Origin of the sequence: Bacterioplanes sanyensis (assembly GCF_014652515.1) — a bacterium.
GTDB lineage: Bacteria > Pseudomonadota > Gammaproteobacteria > Pseudomonadales > Oceanobacteraceae > Bacterioplanes > Bacterioplanes sanyensis.
Genome location: NZ_BMYY01000001.1, coordinates 377,139 through 394,402 on the forward strand (window position 1 = coordinate 377,139; position 17,264 = coordinate 394,402).

General features: G+C 53.5%; 17 protein-coding genes. 15 read left to right on the forward strand and 2 right to left on the reverse strand.

Annotated elements, in window-relative coordinates:
• Positions 1 to 178 precede the first annotated feature (178 nt).
• From IE090_RS01810 to IE090_RS01850, 9 genes are all read left to right on the forward strand, one after another.
• Positions 179 to 1,513 (forward strand): Na(+)-translocating NADH-quinone reductase subunit A, encoded by a 1,335-nt coding sequence (locus IE090_RS01810; protein WP_189386624.1) that lies wholly within the window; start codon positions 179 to 181, stop codon positions 1,511 to 1,513.
• A gap of 2 nt (positions 1,514 to 1,515) precedes the next feature.
• A complete protein-coding gene (locus IE090_RS01815) occupies positions 1,516 to 2,727 on the forward strand; it encodes an NADH:ubiquinone reductase (Na(+)-transporting) subunit B (protein WP_189386625.1) in 1,212 nt (403 codons plus the stop codon).
• Complete coding sequence (locus IE090_RS01820; protein WP_189386626.1) at positions 2,717 to 3,520, forward strand: Na(+)-translocating NADH-quinone reductase subunit C; 804 nt, start codon at positions 2,717 to 2,719, stop codon at positions 3,518 to 3,520. Before IE090_RS01815 ends, IE090_RS01820 begins: the two co-directional genes overlap by 11 nt.
• Before the next feature lies 1 nt (position 3,521).
• Positions 3,522 to 4,184, forward strand: coding sequence for an NADH:ubiquinone reductase (Na(+)-transporting) subunit D (locus tag IE090_RS01825; RefSeq protein WP_189386627.1), 663 nt, complete (start codon positions 3,522 to 3,524; stop codon positions 4,182 to 4,184).
• Complete coding sequence (gene nqrE, locus IE090_RS01830) at positions 4,184 to 4,798, forward strand: NADH:ubiquinone reductase (Na(+)-transporting) subunit E (RefSeq protein ID WP_189386628.1); 615 nt, start codon at positions 4,184 to 4,186, stop codon at positions 4,796 to 4,798. Before IE090_RS01825 ends, nqrE begins: the two co-directional genes overlap by 1 nt.
• Positions 4,799 to 4,809: 11 nt before the next feature.
• Complete coding sequence (nqrF, locus tag IE090_RS01835; protein WP_189386629.1) at positions 4,810 to 6,033, forward strand: NADH:ubiquinone reductase (Na(+)-transporting) subunit F; 1,224 nt, start codon at positions 4,810 to 4,812, stop codon at positions 6,031 to 6,033.
• Between the two features lie 191 nt (positions 6,034 to 6,224).
• Entirely contained in the window at positions 6,225 to 7,364 is a 1,140-nt protein-coding gene (locus tag IE090_RS01840) for a fatty acid desaturase (RefSeq protein ID WP_189386630.1), read from the forward strand.
• A 113-nt stretch (positions 7,365 to 7,477) separates the two neighbouring features.
• Positions 7,478 to 8,149, forward strand: coding sequence for an SDR family oxidoreductase (locus tag IE090_RS01845; RefSeq protein WP_229815341.1), 672 nt, complete (start codon positions 7,478 to 7,480; stop codon positions 8,147 to 8,149).
• A gap of 20 nt (positions 8,150 to 8,169) precedes the next feature.
• Positions 8,170 to 8,526, forward strand: coding sequence for a hypothetical protein (locus tag IE090_RS01850; protein WP_189386632.1), 357 nt, complete (start codon positions 8,170 to 8,172; stop codon positions 8,524 to 8,526).
• Here the strand turns inward: IE090_RS01850 and IE090_RS01855 are convergent.
• The gene (locus IE090_RS01855) at positions 8,523 to 9,773 is read right to left on the reverse strand and encodes a saccharopine dehydrogenase family protein (protein ID WP_189386633.1); all 1,251 of its coding nucleotides are present in this window, start codon (positions 9,771 to 9,773) and stop codon (positions 8,523 to 8,525) included. The genes IE090_RS01850 and IE090_RS01855 overlap by 4 nt on opposite strands.
• A gap of 134 nt (positions 9,774 to 9,907) precedes the next feature.
• On the opposite strand from IE090_RS01855, the gene IE090_RS01860 reads away from it, so the two are divergent.
• Positions 9,908 to 10,789: a LysR family transcriptional regulator gene (locus IE090_RS01860; protein WP_189386634.1), complete on the forward strand. Its 882-nt coding sequence runs from the start codon at positions 9,908 to 9,910 to the stop codon at positions 10,787 to 10,789.
• Here IE090_RS01860 and IE090_RS01865 read toward each other — a convergent pair.
• The gene (locus IE090_RS01865; protein WP_229815343.1) at positions 10,786 to 12,453 is read right to left on the reverse strand and encodes an amidohydrolase; all 1,668 of its coding nucleotides are present in this window, start codon (positions 12,451 to 12,453) and stop codon (positions 10,786 to 10,788) included. The genes IE090_RS01860 and IE090_RS01865 overlap by 4 nt on opposite strands.
• Positions 12,454 to 12,642: 189 nt before the next feature.
• On the opposite strand from IE090_RS01865, the gene IE090_RS01870 reads away from it, so the two are divergent.
• The 5 genes from IE090_RS01870 (at position 12,643) to IE090_RS01890 (ending at position 17,256) form a co-directional block, all read left to right on the forward strand.
• A complete protein-coding gene (locus IE090_RS01870; RefSeq protein ID WP_189386635.1) occupies positions 12,643 to 13,413 on the forward strand; it encodes a DUF599 domain-containing protein in 771 nt (256 codons plus the stop codon).
• Positions 13,413 to 13,895, forward strand: coding sequence for a BamJ family beta-barrel-assembly machinery protein (bamJ, locus tag IE090_RS01875; RefSeq protein WP_189386636.1), 483 nt, complete (start codon positions 13,413 to 13,415; stop codon positions 13,893 to 13,895). The genes IE090_RS01870 and bamJ overlap by 1 nt, the downstream gene beginning before the upstream one ends.
• Before the next feature lie 236 nt (positions 13,896 to 14,131).
• The gene (locus IE090_RS01880) at positions 14,132 to 15,214 is read left to right on the forward strand and encodes a Glu/Leu/Phe/Val dehydrogenase dimerization domain-containing protein (RefSeq protein WP_189386637.1); all 1,083 of its coding nucleotides are present in this window, start codon (positions 14,132 to 14,134) and stop codon (positions 15,212 to 15,214) included.
• Complete coding sequence (pdhA, locus tag IE090_RS01885) at positions 15,202 to 16,269, forward strand: pyruvate dehydrogenase (acetyl-transferring) E1 component subunit alpha (protein WP_189386638.1); 1,068 nt, start codon at positions 15,202 to 15,204, stop codon at positions 16,267 to 16,269. The genes IE090_RS01880 and pdhA overlap by 13 nt, the downstream gene beginning before the upstream one ends.
• A 3-nt stretch (positions 16,270 to 16,272) precedes the next feature.
• The gene (locus IE090_RS01890; RefSeq protein ID WP_189386639.1) at positions 16,273 to 17,256 is read left to right on the forward strand and encodes an alpha-ketoacid dehydrogenase subunit beta; all 984 of its coding nucleotides are present in this window, start codon (positions 16,273 to 16,275) and stop codon (positions 17,254 to 17,256) included.
• Positions 17,257 to 17,264 lie beyond the last annotated feature (8 nt).

Here is a 17,264-nt window from a genome sequence, read left to right on the forward strand (position 1 = left end):
TTTATAATTGGCGCGATTTTTTTAACTTGGGAAATGAGTCCAAGTGCTTGTTTCCAGTGCAAAAACACGGTCCTTATCGTGACGTACCGCGAACTTCCTCTGTTGGGGGAGTCTGCTGTGCGATTTTTTTGTACATGGGAGGCACGCATCTTGAGGCAATTGTGATTAGGCGAGGCATATGATCAACATCAAGAAAGGTCTTGACTTGCCCATCACCGGTAGCCCTGAACAAGCCATTTATGATGGCCCAGCAATCAGCGAAGTCGCTGTGCTGGGGCCGGATTACGTCGGGATGAAGCCGACGATGGAAGTTCAGGTCGGTGATCGGGTGAAAAAAGGCCAGGTGTTATTCACCGATAAAAAGACTGACGGTGTCCAGTACACCGCACCCGCCGCTGGCGTGATCAATGCGGTTAACCGCGGCGAGCGCCGACGTTTTTTGTCTGTCGTGATTGGCGTTGAAGGTGACGAAGAAATTACCTTTGATAGCTACAGCGCAGAGCAACTCAGCTCTCTGACAGCCGAGCAAGTAGAGAATAATCTGGTTAAGTCTGGATTGTGGACAGCACTGCGTACACGTCCGTTCTCTCGTACTCCGGCTTTGAGCAGCCGTCCGCAGGCGATTTTCGTCAATGCCATGGATACTAATCCTCTGGCGGGCGATCCGGCTCTGGTTATTAATGAGCAGCGCGAAGCCTTTGCCAATGGTTTGAAGGTCCTGAAGCCTTTGACGGAAGGCACTTTGTATGTGTGCAAAGCACCCGGAGCCGATATTCCGACCGCCGGTGTGGAGCAAACCGAAGAGTTTGCCGGCCCACACCCTGCAGGTCTGAGCGGTACCCATATTCATCACCTGCATCCCGTCAGCGAGACCCGTACGGTATGGACGGTGGGCTACCAAGATGTGATTGCCATTGGTCATTTGTTTACCACTGGCCGCTTGTACAGCCAGCGTGTGGTATCACTGGCTGGCCCACAGGTCAGCAAGCCACGCTTAGTGCGTGTGCCCGAAGGCGCGAGCTTGGCCGAACTGACAGCAGGTGAGCTGGTGGACGGTGAAAACCGCATCATCTCGGGCTCTGTTTTTGGTGGTCGCACCGCTGCTGGGCCTGAAGCTTTTTTAGGCCGTTTCCACAATCAGGTGTCTGTGTTGCGTGAGGGCCGTGATCGTCCAATGCTGCACTATTTGCGTGCCGGTAATGAACGCTTTTCGGTGATGCCCATCTACATCTCTAAGCTGATGAACAAGCTGTTCCCGTTCAGTACCAGTGCTAACGGCAGTGAGCGTGCCATGGTACCGATCGGTGCATATGAGAAAATTATGCCGCTGGATATGTTGCCAACTCAGTTGCTGCGTGCGCTGATCGTGGAGGATATGGAAACCGCGATTGCACTGGGTGCATTGGAGCTGGAGGAAGAAGACCTCGCTTTGTGCAGTTTTGTTTGCCCAGGTAAGTACGAGTACGGCCCCATCCTGCGCAAGAATTTAACGCGAATTGAGGCGGAGGGTTGATCATGGGTCTGCGTTCTACTTTTGACAACATGGCACCGCACTTTGAAAAAGGCGGTAAGTACGAAAAGCTGTATCCTCTGTATGAAGCCGTGGATACCGGTTTATTCCATCCACCTAATGTGACCAACAACACCTCTCATGTGCGTGACGGCATCGACCTGAAGCGCATCATGATCACAGTGTGGATCTGTACCTTCCCGGCCATGTTCTTTGGCATGTATAACATTGGCTTGCAGGCCAATGAAGCCATTGCCGCCGGTGCAGGTACTGCGATTGAAGGCTGGCGTGAAATGCTGATTGCCTTGTTGGGCGGCGGTGGCCACAACCCAGCCAGCTTCTGGGATAACTTTGCCTTTGGCGCGGCTTACTTCTTACCGGTTTACGCCGTGACCTTTGCGGTGGGTGGCTTCTGGGAAGTGTTGTTTGCCGTGGTGCGCAAGCACGAAGTGAATGAAGGCTTCTTTGTTACTTCCGTCTTGTTTGCTTTGATATTGCCGCCAAGCATTCCTCTGTGGCAAGTTGCCCTGGGCATCAGCTTTGGTGTGGTGATCGGCAAGGAAATTTTCGGTGGTACTGGTAAGAACTTCCTGAACCCAGCGCTGACGGGCCGTGCCTTCCTGTTCTTTGCATACCCTGCAGACTTGTCTGGTAACTCGGTATGGACTGCGGTAGATGGCTTCTCGGGCGCAACGCCGCTGAGCAATGCACAGGAAGGTGGTGTTCAAGCCATCATTGACGGTGGTGTGACTTGGTTTGATGCCTTCTTCGGCACTATTCAGGGCTCCATGGGCGAAACCAGCACGCTGGCGATTTTATTGGCCGGTGTGGTGCTGATGGGCATGGGCATCGCTAGCTGGCGTATTGTTCTGGGTGTGTTTGTCGGCATGGTGGCGACTACTTGGCTGTTTAACTTCATCGGTTCGGACACCAACCCGCTGTTTGCTGTGCCTTGGTATTGGCACTTAGTCATAGGTGGCTTTGCCTTCGGCATGATCTTTATGGCCACAGACCCTGTGTCCGCTTCTATGACCAATACCGGCAAATTCTACTTTGGCGCTCTGATTGGTCTGATGGTGATTATGATCCGCGTAGCTAACCCGGCTTATCCTGAGGGCATGATGCTGGCGATTCTGTTTGCCAACCTATTTGCACCTCTGATCGACCATTTTGTGGTGCAGTCCAATATTAAACGGAGGGTTGCTCGTGTCAGCTAATAACGACAGCATCCAAAAAACTCTGATCGTGGCGGTGCTGCTGTGTCTGGTGTGTTCTGTGATTGTGGCGGGTGCCGCAGTGTCACTGAAACCGCTGCAGCAAGCCAACAAAACAGAGGATATGAAGAAAAACATCTTGGCTGCGGCAGGCTTGCTGGATAGCAGCAAAAGCGTTACTGAACAGTTTGAGCAGGTGACGACGCGCATCGTTAACTTGGAAGAAGGCCGCTTTGCGACCGAAGCCGAAGTTAACGACATCAAAAAACTGATGGGTCTGAATGACATCAGCAAATTTGATCAGCGCAAAGCCTCACAAATGCCAGAGCTGTCCGACAAACTCGCCGGCAGTGAAGACCCAGCCAGTATCAAGCGTCGCTCCAAATATGCGGCTGTGTACCTGGTGCAAGAAGGCGACCAGCTAGAGAAGCTGATTTTGCCTATCCATGGCTATGGCCTATGGTCCACCCTGTACGGTTTTATTGCCTTGAAGGGTGATTTAGAAACCATTGCGGGTCTCGGCTTTTATGAGCATGGTGAAACGCCGGGACTGGGTGGTGAAGTCGACAATCCGTTGTGGAAAGCCAAGTGGGTTGGTAAAGAGCTTCACAATGAGCAAGGTAAGTTGGCCATTGAAGTGATCAAGGGTGAAGCCCCTCGCGACTCTGAGCATAAGGTAGACGGCTTAAGCGGTGCTACGCTGACCAGCCGCGGTGTTAACAACCTGGTGCGTTATTGGGTGGGCGAGCAAGCCTTTGGCACACTGCTGAATCAAATGAAATCACAGGGGGCTTAAGGTGTCTGAGATTAAAAACGTTCTGACCGAACCCTTATTTAATAAAAACCCAATTGCTTTGCAGATCCTGGGGATTTGCTCGGCACTGGCAGTAACCACCAGCTTACAAGTCACCTTGGTGATGTGTTTGGCGGTGATTGCGGTGACGTCGTTTTCTAACGTCGGCGTATCGTTAATTCGTAACCATATTCCGAACAACATTCGGATTATTGTGCAGATGATTATTATCGCCTCGTTGGTGATTGTGGTTGATCAGGTATTGAAAGCCTTTGCTTATGAAATCAGTAAGCAGCTGTCAGTATTTGTGGGCCTGATTATCACCAACTGTATCGTGATGGGCCGTGCTGAAGCTTTTGCCATGAAAAATGGCCCTGTATTGAGCTTCTTTGATGGCGTGGGCAATGGCCTGGGCTATTCGGTTGTGCTGATCGTTGTGGCAACCATTCGCGAGTTGTTTGGCGCAGGTAAGCTGCTGGGTGTCGAAATTCTGCCGCTGGTCACCGATGGTGGCTGGTATCAGTCGAACGGCCTGCTGCTGCTGCCACCGTCTGCCTTCTTCATTATTGGTCTGTTCATCTGGGCACTGCGCAGCTGGAAGAAAGACCAGGTGGAAGAGCCAGACTTTAAGATTCTGCCAAACACTGAACACTCAGGAGGCCACTAATGGAACATTTCCTCAGCCTGTTCGTTAAGGCGGTCTTCGTTGAAAATATGGCGTTGGCCTTCTTCTTGGGCATGTGTACCTTCTTGGCCATTTCTAAGAAGATCCAAACCGCCATTGGCCTGGGTATCGCTGTGATTCTGGTACTGGCGATTACGGTGCCGGTGAACAACCTGATTTACACCGGTTTGCTGAAAGAAGGCGCAATGACCTGGATCAGCGAAGATTTTGCCACGGTTGATCTGAGCTTCTTGGGCCTGTTGACCTACATCGGTGTGATCGCTGCCATGGTACAGATTCTGGAAATGGTGCTGGATAAGTACGTTCCGTCTTTGTACAACGCTCTGGGTGTGTTTTTGCCACTGATCACCGTGAACTGCGCCATCATGGGTGCCTCACTGTTCATGGTCGAGCGTGATTACAACCTGGGTGAAAGTGTCGTCTATGGCGTGGGTGCAGGCCTTGGCTGGGCACTGGCGATTGCGTCGCTGGCAGGTATTCGCGAAAAAATGAAGTACAGCGATGTGCCGGCAGGCCTGCAGGGTCTGGGCATTACCTTTATGACCGTTGGCTTGATGTCCCTCGGCTTCATGTCCTTCTCTGGCGTATCACTGTAAGGAGTTAGGCAATGGATATCGAGATTATCTTAGGCGTGGTGATGTTCACCGTGATTGTACTGTCACTGGTGGCCGTCATTTTAAGTGCCCGTGCCAAACTGGTGAGCTCAGGTAATGTAAAAATCCTGATCAACGGTGAGCGCGAAATTGAAACCGAAGCCGGTGGCAAGCTGCTAGGCACCTTGGCCGCTAACGGCGTGTTCTTGTCCTCTGCCTGTGGCGGTGGCGGTACTTGCGCCCAGTGTAAGTGCCGCATTACCGAAGGCGGTGGCTCTATGCTGCCGACGGAAGAGTCGCATTTCACCAAAGGTGAAGCACGTGAGGGCTGGCGCTTGTCGTGTCAGGCGCCGGTTAAGCAAGACATGCACGTAGAAGTGCCGGAAGAAGTCTTCGGCGTGAAAAAATGGGAAACCACCGTGGTGTCTAACCCGAACGTGGCGACCTTTATTAAAGAACTGACGCTGAAGCTGCCAGAAGGCGAAAACGTGGATTTCCGCGCTGGCGGTTACGTTCAGCTTGAGTGCCCACCGTATGAGATCAATTTCTCTGACTTCGATATTGAAGACGAATATCGCGGTGACTGGGAGCGCTTTGGTTTCTTTGACCTGAAAGCGGTCAACAAAGAAGACGTGATTCGCGCCTATTCGATGGCCAACTACCCAGAGGAAAAGGGTGTGGTGAAGTTCAATATTCGTATTGCAACGCCACCACCAGGGTCTAAAGATATCCCACCCGGCATTATGTCGACCTACGTCTTCAACCTGAAACCAGGTGATAAGGTGACGGTATATGGTCCGTTTGGCGAGTTCTTCGCCAAAGATACCGATGCCGAAATGGTATTTATCGGTGGTGGTGCGGGCATGGCACCGATGCGCTCGCACATTTTCGATCAGCTCAAGCGTTTGAAATCTAAGCGTAAGATCAGCTTCTGGTACGGTGCGCGCTCTCTGCGTGAACTCTTCTACCAGGATGAGTACGACATGCTGGCGGCTGAAAATGAAAACTTTGAGTGGCATGTGGCTATGTCGGATCCACAACCAGAAGATAACTGGGACGGTCTGACTGGCTTTATTCACAACGTGTTGTACGAACGCTACCTGAAGGACCATCCGGCTCCCGAAGATTGTGAGTACTACATGTGTGGGCCCCCGATCATGAACCAGTCGGTCATCAAGATGTTGGAAGGTCTCGGCGTAGAGCCTGAAAACATCATGCTGGATGACTTCGGCGGTTGATGCCCAAAAAGCCCGGTTCGCCGGGCTTTTTTATACTCTTTTTCTTTATGGGCAAAAGTCACGCGAGCCAGTTATATCACCTTGCTTCATTGACTTGCCGCAAATGACGCCTTCTAAGCCTTTTGTGGTCATAGTGTCGCTTGCTGGCTTCAGCTATTATCCATTCGATAGTACGCTCTCTGAGATTTTTTATGTCCCGACCCATTACCTTTGAAAACGCCCCCATCAACTGGGTGCCTGCGACCTTGTTCTCTGTCACCGCCCTGGTAGCACTGATTGCCGTGCCTTGGTATGGCTTTAGCTACGGCTACAGCTTGGCCGCCGTGGTGGCTTATATCGTGCTTACGTCTTTGACCGAACTGGCCATTACCGCAGGTTACCATCGCCTGTGGGCGCACAACGCCTACGAAGCCCATTGGAGTGTGCGCTTGTTGTTTGCCTTGTTTGGCGCCATGGCGTTACAAAATACCGTGCTGCATTGGAGCTCTGGCCACCGGGTTCATCATCGCCATGTCGATGATGTTGATATCGACCCCTATTCGGCCAAACGTGGTTTATGGTTTTCACACATCGGCTGGATGCTGCGTCATTACCCCAGCGGTGAAGTAAACTTCGATAATGTCAAAAACCTGACCAAAGACCCCATTGTGATGTGGCAGTACAAGTATTATGTGCCCATTGCCTTGGCGATGAACTTTGTTATTCCTATTGCTCTGGGCGTCATTTTTTCAGACCTGTGGGGCATGATTTTGCTGGCAGGTTTCCTGCGCATTGTGACGACTCACCACTTCACCTTCTTTATTAATTCCATTGCCCACAAGTGGGGCTCGCAACCTTACACGGATGAAAATACGGCGCGGGATAATCACTTTTTTGCTTTCCTGACATTTGGCGAGGGTTATCACAATTACCACCATATTTTTCAAAATGACTACCGTAATGGCATTAAATGGTGGCAATGGGACCCAACGAAATGGCTGATCAAAAGCTGTGAGTTGGTAGGCTTGGCGCGTAATTTACGCGTGGTGCCGGATTTTAAAATCCAGCGGGCACGTCTGGATATGCAGTTTAAACGTGCCCAAGAGAAGCTGGCCAAAGCTCAAAATCGTGAACAATGGTCAGACTTACTGGAAAAAGAGTACGAACAGTTTAAAACCATGTTGGCTGAGTGGAAGAGCTTGCAATCTGAGCGCTATCAAGAGACGCGCCGCAGCTTGCAGCACAAATGGGAAACCGCGGCGTTGCGTACTCGTTATCAGGAGTTGGAATACTCGCTGAAAATGCAGCAGAAGCGGCTAAAAATCATGATGGCGCAGTTCGCCACCAGTTGATGGCCGCTTTTTCATGAAATAGCCCCGCTTGCGGGGCTTTTTTGTGTCTGTAGGTAGTGTCGTAACAGTGACAGGGTTACCATGGCCGCGGACCGAATTGGGAGTGTATGACGATGGCAAATGTAGTGATTACCGGCGCCAACCGCGGGATTGGTTTGGCGCTGGCGCAGCAACTGGCTGCGCGAGGTGACCGGGTGACGGCGGTTTGTCGTGACAGCAGTGATGAGCTGGAAGCGGTGGCCGATCAAATCGTCTCAGGTATTGATGTCACGGATGAAAACAGCGTGCGCGGGTTGCAAACCATATTGAGCGAAATACTCGATGGCGACCTGGATATTTTGATTAACAATGCCGGTGTTTTTCGCAATGAGTCTCTGCAGCAGTTGGACACCGACAGTATTCGTCAACAGTTTGAGGTGAACACCATTGCGCCGTTAACCTTGGCGGCAAATTTAAGCCCGTTAATGGTAGCAGGCAGCAAGCTGGTCAACATCACTAGCCGCATGGGATCCATTGCCGACAATGGCTCAGGGCAATATTACGGCTACCGTGCATCTAAGGCGGCACTCAATGCGGTGAGCAAAAGCCTGGCGCTGGATTTACACCCTCAGGGCATTGCCGTCGCCGTGTTGCACCCTGGTTTTGTGCAAACGCGCATGGTGGGCTTTAACGGGGATGTTACCCCAGAGCAATCTGCAGCCGGGCTGATTCAGCGTATCGATGAACTCAACCTGGCTAACACCGGGTCTTTTTGGCATGCCAATGGCGAAGCACTTCCCTGGTAATTGATTTTAGGAGCAGCAACATGAGCACACGTAAAGCGCGAATAGAAAAGAAACTGCACACTCGCTATCAGGCGGAGTTTTTATTTGAATGCAGTCAAGATCCTCAATGGGCGACCAAACTGCAAGCATTAGAAGGCGAGCAGGTGCTGGAAAGCGCTCAAGAAGGCATGCCAGCAGATTTACTGGCAGCCTTTCCTGAGCTGGACACCATGGCGTTGAATTACTGCATTGAACGCGTCGAGTTAAATGAAGTACCGCGCGACGCGTCGTGCTGGTGGCCGCTGGAGGAAGGCACACAGTTTTTCTTGTGTTATCCCGCACGCTTCCCACAAGCGGCGTTGTATTTGGCCGTCGACTTCGACGACCACGCGCACTAGTCCAACACCTCGAAGGTGACGCCGGCATGTTGCTGTAGGCGCTCAATATAGCGCTGATCAAACACCGATGCCGGTGTCCAAAAGCCGCCTTTAGGGCCAGTTTTCTGGCCTTTTTCGTGCAGATCAAGGGCCAGTGAGGCCGCGGCTTGGCCGAGCATTTTACCGGTTGAGCCGTAGCCCGGGTCGCGATCTCCCGTGACTTTTACCTGCATGCTTTGCCCGTCGCGGCTGATGCCTTTAAAGCGAATATCAAAAAAGCCGTTTTCCTGTTGCTCGGGGCTAGGGCCTTCGCCGGGTTTTGGCAGCAGTGTTTTTTCCAATAACCAACGGCTGGGTTTGAGTGCCGCGCCGGCCATAAAAGCACCCAAACCACCGACTAATCCCATGGCGGTTAAACGACCACGCGTACCGCGGCCGGTGAGCATGGCTTCGTCATAAATAAAATCATCGCCGTAGGCGTTGTTGAGTAGGGCATTGGAGCGATGAACGATGCGGGTATTAATGGCCGCCATAATAAAAGGCGCGGACCAGGCGTTAAAATCGGCATCCAGTTTGGCGCCTTTTAGGTTGGGCTGGCGCGCACTAAAACCGTGGCCGGCAGGGCACAGGGCATAAGGGTTGGCCAATTGTTTGCGTAAATCTGGGTTGGCCACCGCTTCTTTGGTGAGGTTGACGATGCTGGCAACGGTGCCGCCAGACATGCCGCCTTTGGCCGCTTTAACGCGCATGCGTACTTGTTGTGCCGGCTGAGAGAAGCGCTGTTGCATGTGCTGCTGCAAAAAAGCAACGCCCATGTCAGAGGGCACCGAGTCAAACCCGCAGCTGTGCACAATGCGAGCGCCGCTCTCTTGGGCACGGGCCTCATATTTATCGATCATGGCTCGAATCCATTGCGGCTCACCGGTTAAGTCGCAATAGTCGGTGCCTGAGCCGGCGCAAACGCGAACCAGTGTTTCACCGTATAAAGCGTATGGCCCCACCGTAGAGACCACCACATTCGTCTGTTCACATAAGGCTTGCAGCGCTTGTTCATCGGCGGCATCGGCAACAATAATGGGCACACGGCCAGCTTCATCGCCCAGTTCGTCCAATAGACTGCCGCGCAGCGTTTGCAGCTTGCGTTCTGAGCGTCCAGCGATGGCCCATTTTAGTTCACCGTCGAGGCCAAATTGCTTGGCCAGATAATGGGTAAGAATTTGGCCAACAAAGCTGCTGGCTCCAAATACCACGAGATCGTAGTGCGCCATAATGTTCCTCGATGCGTTTTTATTTGGCGCTCAAGTTTACAGTGTTTGGCGTGACCGGTAAGGGGCATTTGCGCAAACCATATCGGCACAGTGGCCATTTGGTCAGAACAAAAAATAAGTGGTGGTGTGAGATTGTGGAGTTAAAGCACATTAAAGCGTTTGTCAGCGTCATGGACTGCGGTTCGCTGTCGGCGGCTGCCCGCCAGCTGGGTAAAGGTCAGTCGCTGTTAAGTCAATGGATCAGTGAGCTGGAGGCCGATACGGGGTTGGCCTTGTTCGAGCGCAGCGGCAATCGTGCGGTGCCAACATCGCAAGCCTGGCAGTGGTTGCCATGGGCGCAACAGGCGCTGTCGGAGTTGGAAGCGCTGGAGCGGCGAACCCAAGCGCTGGCCGGCGATGAGCTGTGGCAATTGCAGTTAGCGATTGAGCACAGTTTAACCGCCGACTGGCTCGCCCCAGCGCTGCGCGACTGGCATAAGCAATGGCCCGGGCGTTGTATTCAGCTCAGTGGCTGCAGTCGCGATGAATTGATTGATGGCTTGCAACAACAGCATTGGCATCTCGGGGTGGGCTATGAACACGAAGATCACATGGCCGAAGTGTCTTATCAGCGCTTGGGTGAGCTAACGGAAGTGTATGTGGCCAGCCCGGATTGGCTGGCGTCTGTGCACAGCAAACTCGATGCCGCAGCGCTGCGGCAGGCCACCGAGCTGGTGTGGGCACAAGCCAGCGATGGCTGTGAGTCCGCCTTGAATCTCAATGCTTGGCTGATAGCAGAACTGACGCTGCTCAAGCAGCTGGCGTGTCAGGGTGTTGGCTATGCGTTGTTACCACAGTGGGCGGTGGCTGAGGAACTGACTGTCGGCAGTTTGCAGGTGTTTCAGCCGACCTTTGAAACACCCACCTTGGTCAGGCGCATTGAAATGCTATGGCCAGCTGGGCTGGAGTTGCAAGCGCCAGTGGCCAGTTTGCAGCAGTTATTGGTGCAGCACGGCGTTAAAAAGCCACGGCGTTAAAAATCTTCGTGCTGAAAAGTAATGTCGCCATTCATCATCGTCAGCAATACGCGTGTGTCGCGTAATTGCTGTGGCGCCACCGTTAACGGGTTTTGATCAATTACGATCAAATCGGCGTGTTTGCCGACCTCTAACGTGCCGGTGCGCTCTTCGCTGCGCATTAAAAAAGCGGCATCGCGGGTATAGGCCGCCAAAGCTTGCTCCACTCGAATGCTTTGCTCGCCTCGATTCACCGCATTGTGAATGCCAATAAATGGGTTCAGGCTACTGACGGTCCAGTCGCTGCTCAGCACCACGGTTGCCTGGCTGTCGAGCAAATCTTTCAACCGGTAAGCTTGGTCAATGCGATCACCAATATACGGTCTTTGCCAGTCATGGTTGTGGGGCAGGGTAAAGTCCCCCGCGACCTGCATGTCGGCAATCACACCTAATTGTGCAAAGCGCGGCAAGTCGTCATCGTCGACCATTTCAACGTGGGTCAGGCGATGGCGTTGCTGCGGGGCGGGGTGGCTGGCAATGGCATTTAATGCTTCGTGCACGCCACGATCGCCAATGGTATGGATATGAAAATCAAAGCCTGCGGGCTGCAGTTGAGCAATATAATGCGCCAGCCGCGACTGGTCGAAATAATTCAACCCGCGCGTAGGCACATCGGGCAAGCTGTGTTGATAGGGTTGTTTTAACGCCGCGGTGGTGTTGTGAATAATGCCATCGCTGTAAATTTTTATTTGATTGATTTGCAATAAGCGCTTGGGATCGTAGCGATATTGCTGCTTCAAAAAGTCAATTTGTGCCGCATCAGCCATGAGCGGGTAGGCCCATAACCCCAAATTGACGCGCGTTTTAAGCGCGCCATCGAGCTCTGCCTGGTGCCAAACATCCAGCCAACCACGTTGCCAGTAAACCCGTGCATCAGCGATCGACGTAATGCCATGGCGCGCCATTTCATCCATGGCCCACAGCAGACCATCGTAATAGAGATCGAAGCTTTCCTCCGTCGGCTGGTAAGCCAGATCAAACGCCGCTTCGGCAGCCGTTTCCAATAAAATACCGTTAGGCTCGCCATCTTTATCGCGCAAGATGATGCCGCCGGGTGGATTATGGCTGTCAGCGTGGTAATTCAGTCGCGCCAGTGCTTCAGAGTTAACCCAAGCGGAATGAGAGCTTTGCTCCATAATGACAACCGGTCTGTCACTGATCCATTGATCGAGCAGTTGGCGAGGGTTGTCTTCTTCGATGAGCCAGTGCAACTCATGGCCATAGGCGGTCAGCCAGTCGGTACCGACTTGATGCTGACGGCAATCCAGCAAGGGCTGGCGCAGCTCAGCCAAGTTATCGGCCTCTAGCCAGCAATTGCCGCCCACTTCGGCACCGGCCTCCAATGCGTGCACATGGCTGTCATGAATACCAGGCATGATGGTCAGGCCTTCGAGGTCAATGATGTCGGCATCTTGTTGGTAGCGCTGCTGTGCCTGCTGGCTGCTGCCGATAAACTCAATGCGACCATCGCGCACCGCTAATGCATCGTGCAAATGCGGGGCGTCGGTCATGGTGATCAGGTCAGCATTAATAAAGACTGTGGCAGGGTTAGTGGTTGTGGGTTCGGCGGTCGAGTGGCAGGCCAGCAAGGTGGCGCTGGCCAATAGTGTCATCAAAGTTTTCATGGCAAGGTCAACAATCAATAAGGTTGGGCAAACTTTAGACCAGCGCCTCGGTGGGCAAAAATGAGTCGCTATCTGTTTTTTTGATAGCGGCGGTAGTTTCCCGTGCGTAATGTACTGGCTGGCGCCAGCTCGGTGTGACCGATAAGCTTGAGTGTGGTGTTAAGTTAAGGTGGCGACAGTGGAGAGGCAATGTCGACAAGCGTAGGTTGGTTAGATTGGGCAGCATTGGGCTGGTTTATGTGGTGTTGGATCAGCTACTCCTTATTCGCTAAGCGTCGGGCAAAAAATACGGCGTCCCTGTCGTCTGTGTTGCATGTGCATCGAATCAACTGGATGCGGCGTTTACTGCAGCGAGAAGTCCGTGTCAGTGACGCCGCATTGCTGTCCAACTTGGAACGCAACGTCACGTTTTTCGCTTCTTCCTGTGTGCTGGTGTTGGCCGGTTTATTAACGGCGCTGACGGCGACGCAACAAATTCATGACGTTATTGCTGATATTTCTTTTGCGGCAGAAAGCTCCATTTTGTTGGTGGAACTGAAAATTTTGCTGTTGATTGGCATCTTTATTTACGCCTTTTTCACGTTTACCTGGTCGATGCGCCAGTTTGGTTTTGCATCTGTGTTGGTCGGTGCGGCGCCGGCGCCGGAAGATGATCATGTCACGGCCAATGAGCGGCGTAATTTTGCAATATTTGCCGCCAAAGTCATTGATCAGGCCAGCCACAGTTACAACTACGGCCTGCGGGCATTTTATTATTCATTAGCGGCGGTGAGCTGGTTTTTAGGCCCTTGGTATTTTGTCGCAGCAGCCACCACCGTGGTGGGCGTGTTGTTTCAACGCGAGTTTCGCTCTTCTTCGCTGAAAGCGTTAAAGCAGGTAGAAAATGTCGGCGAGCGCCTGTTTCATGATGACAAAGACCTGTACCGTCGCTCACTTAAAAAGAATGATGAGGCGCATTAATGGCACTGGATATCATTGGCTTGATCGTTGTGCTGGCTCTGGTCGGCTATGGCTGGTACCGAGCCAAGCAGCAAAGTCAGCGCTGGGCGCACAATAAGCGCGAAGGTGAGCGCTACTGGCAACAGCAGCGTCAGCGGGAAGGTGTTGTAGAGGTCGGTGATGGCGTGCTGATGGAATATCAGCAGCACGGTGCAGGCACAGAGTCACCGCAGGCAACTCAACGTATTCATGTTCATTACACCGGCCGGTTGGTGGACGGCACTGTGTTCGACTGCTCACGTCAGCGCGGCGAAGCGCTGCAGTTGTGCCCTCACCAGGTCATTGTCGGCTGGCAGCAAGCACTGCAAACCATGGTCGTGGGCGACCGCGTTGAACTCACCATTCCTGCTCAGTTGGCGTATGGTCGTCGCAAAGCCGGTGCAATATTGCCGTATTCCACACTGATTTTTGATCTTGAGTTGTTGGCAGTAGAAGCCAACTGATAGCCTGACCAGCGACGTTCTAGTCAATTTTTTTCTCAGTCATTTTTCTTCTAAAAACCAGACAATGCTTGTCTGGTTTGCTGCCTCTGCGCTACTCCTAAGCCTAATTGGCGGGTGATTAGGCTTCGCATCGAATGCGTCGCATAGCCCGCCGCCGTCAACAGGCTTCGTTGCCTGATCCGGCCACAAGCCATCGATCAGGCGTTAGAAATCGGCCACAAGCCGGAGGTATAGCCATGTTTGATCCCATCGTTCAACACCGCTGTGAGGCGGTGCATAGCTTCGTACACATTCCTGACAACAACCCAGATGCACCTTGGCGTGCCGTCATCGCCGTGCACTCCACCCGGCGAGGGCCAGCCTTGGGCGGCTGCCGATTTGTGCCTTATCAAAGCGGTGATGATGCGCTCCAAGATGCCCTGCGCTTGGCCCAGGGGATGAGTCGCAAGGCGGCGCTGGCCGGCTTGGATCTAGGCGGTGGTAAAGCCGTCATTATGATGCCCGAGGGCGTGTTCGACCGGCAGGCGCTGTTTCGTTGGTTTGGCCATTGTGTCGAACGCCTGTCAGGTGAATACATCACCGCCATGGATGCCGGTACGCAAGTGGAAGATATGGATGAGATTTTCCGCCACACCCGTCATGTTGCCAGTCACAGCCAGATTGGCGACCCTTCACCGCATACAGCCAGAGGGGTGTGGCAGGCGATTCGCTATGTGCTCCATGAGGTGCTTGGCCTAGCGCCGACCAAGAGCCGGGTTGCTGTGCAAGGGTTAGGGCATGTGGGTATGTTGTTGACACAACACCTGTTAGATAACGGTGTGCAGGTGGTCGTCAGTGATGTCAATTCAGATCGGTGTCAGCAGGCTCAGAGCATGGGTGCCAGCGTGGTGGCGCCGGAGCAAATCCTGCAACAGAAGGTAGATTTATTGGCCCCTTGTGCTTTGGGTGGGGTCATTCATGCCGGCAATCTCGATGAGCTTAATTGCCAAGCCATTGTTGGAGCAGCCAATAATCAGCTCGAAGACGCCGATTGTGGGCGTGAACTGCATCAGCGGGGCATTGTTATCGCTCCGGATTATCTGGTCAATGCGGGCGGTTTGGTGTTTGCCTCAGGCCGCTATCAGGGGTGGTCAGATGAACGCATAGCGGCCCAAATTGACAGCATTACTGAACATTTGGGTGACTTACTGCGCCAATCACAACAGCGCGACATCGCCGTCAATGTATTGGCCGATCAACTGGCTGACGAAGCCATTGCTGCCGGCCACTATCAACCTGCCACCCATGACATGGGCAAGGAGGCACTATGGAGCCTGTAATGCAAACGGTGCGCTACTTGGATGATCAAGGTCATACCTGCCAAGAGCTGCCATTGTGGGCACACGAAATGGAGCCGCTGCTGGAGTGTTATCGCTGGATGCTGCTCACCCGCCAGTTTGACCAAAAGGCCATTGCTTTGCAGCGCACTGGCCAACTAGGCACTTATCCGTCCAGTCTTGGGCAAGAGGCCATTGCCGTGACCTTGGGGTTGGCAATGGAGCCCGATGATGTGCTGGTGCCCTATTACCGGGACCATGGCACCCAGTTGATACGCGGCTGCGGTATGAAAGACATCTTGCTCTACTGGGGCGGTGATGAACGCGGCAGTGCTGCGGGCCCGCAGCAAGACTTCCCGGTTTGTGTACCCATCGCCACGCAATGTGGCCACGCCGTGGGGGCGGCAAAAGCGTTGCAGCTGCAGGGGCGCTCCCAGGCAGTGGCCTGCACATTGGGCGATGGCGCGTCATCTAAAGGGGATTTTCTAGAAGCGCTCAACTTGGCGGGCTTGTGGCAGCTGCCGGTGGTGTTTGTGCTCAACAACAACCAATGGGCCATCTCCGTATCGCGGCAAAAGCAATGCGCAGCCAGCGCCTTGGCTTTGAAAGGCATGGGGGCGGGAGTGCGCTCGGTGCAGGTCGATGGCAATGATGTTATCGCCATGTTTGATGAGTTGACTCAAGCATTAGAAGCCGCTCGCGCTGGGCAGGGGCCGACGTTAATTGAGGCGATCAGTTATCGTTTGAGTGATCACACCACCGCCGATGACGCCAGCCGCTATTGCCCACAAGAGGAGCTGCAGCAGGCTTGGAAAAAGGAGCCCGTGGCACGCCTCAAGCGCTTTCTCACCAGCCAGGGAGCTTGGACAGAAGCTTTAGAGCAAAAATGGCTCGAGCATTGCCAGCACACCGTGAACAGCGCAGTGCAGCATTATCTCGAGTATTCACCGCAATTGCCGGAAGCCATGTTTGATCATCTTTATGAAGACTGGCCAACGGTGATGGAGGATCAGTTGCAGGCCTTTGCCGAACGACGTCAGCGGCGTCTGGGAGAGTAGCGCATGAGTGTTCAAGATTTGACCATGGTTGAGGCCGTCAACCTAGCCCTGCATCGGGCCATGGCTGCGGATGAGTCGGTGGTGTGCTTAGGGGAGGACATCGGCGTCAATGGCGGGGTGTTCCGTGCCACGGTGGGGCTGCAAGAGCGGTTTGGCGAGCAGCGAGTAATGGACACGCCGTTGGCGGAAACCTTGATAGCGGGTGCTTCCATCGGCATGGCGGCCAGCGGCCTGAAGCCTGTGATGGAAATTCAGTTTATGGGCTTTATCTTTCCCGCTTTTGAACAGCTGATCACGCATGCCGCGCGAATGCGCAATCGCACTCGAGGGCGCATGCAGTGTCCATTAGTAGTGCGCGCGCCTTTCGGTGGCGGCATTCATGCGCCTGAACATCATTCCGAAAGCACAGAGGCGCTGTTGGCGCATATACCCGGTATCAGAGTGGTCATTCCGTCGTCGCCACGGCGTGCCTATGGGTTGCTGCTTAGCGCCATTGATAGCCCGGATCCCGTAGTGTTTCTTGAACCCAAACGCTTATATCGAGTGCAAAAGCAACCGCTGGCCGACGATGGCGAGCGCCTGCCTTTGGACAGTTGTTTTACGCTGCGAGAAGGTCAGGATGTAACTTTGATTACTTGGGGAGCGTGTGTGCGTGAAACCTTATTGGCTGCCGATCAGTTGCAGGAGCGGGGAATCGCTGCTGAAGTCATAGATGTCGCGACGGTATCGCCACTGGACATGGCGACGTTGCGCCAGTCGGTGATCAAAACCGGGCGCTGCGTCATCGTGCATGAGGCCTGTCGCAGTGGTGGTATAGGCGCTGATATTGCCGCGCAGCTGGCGGAGCAGGCATTTGATTATTTGCAGGCACCGATTCAGCGCGTCACCGGCTTTGATACGCCAATGCCTTACTTCCGTCAGGAGCAATGGTATCTGGCGGATGCAGATGACATTTGCGCCGCGGTGAAGGCGGTAATGGATTACTAATCGGGAGC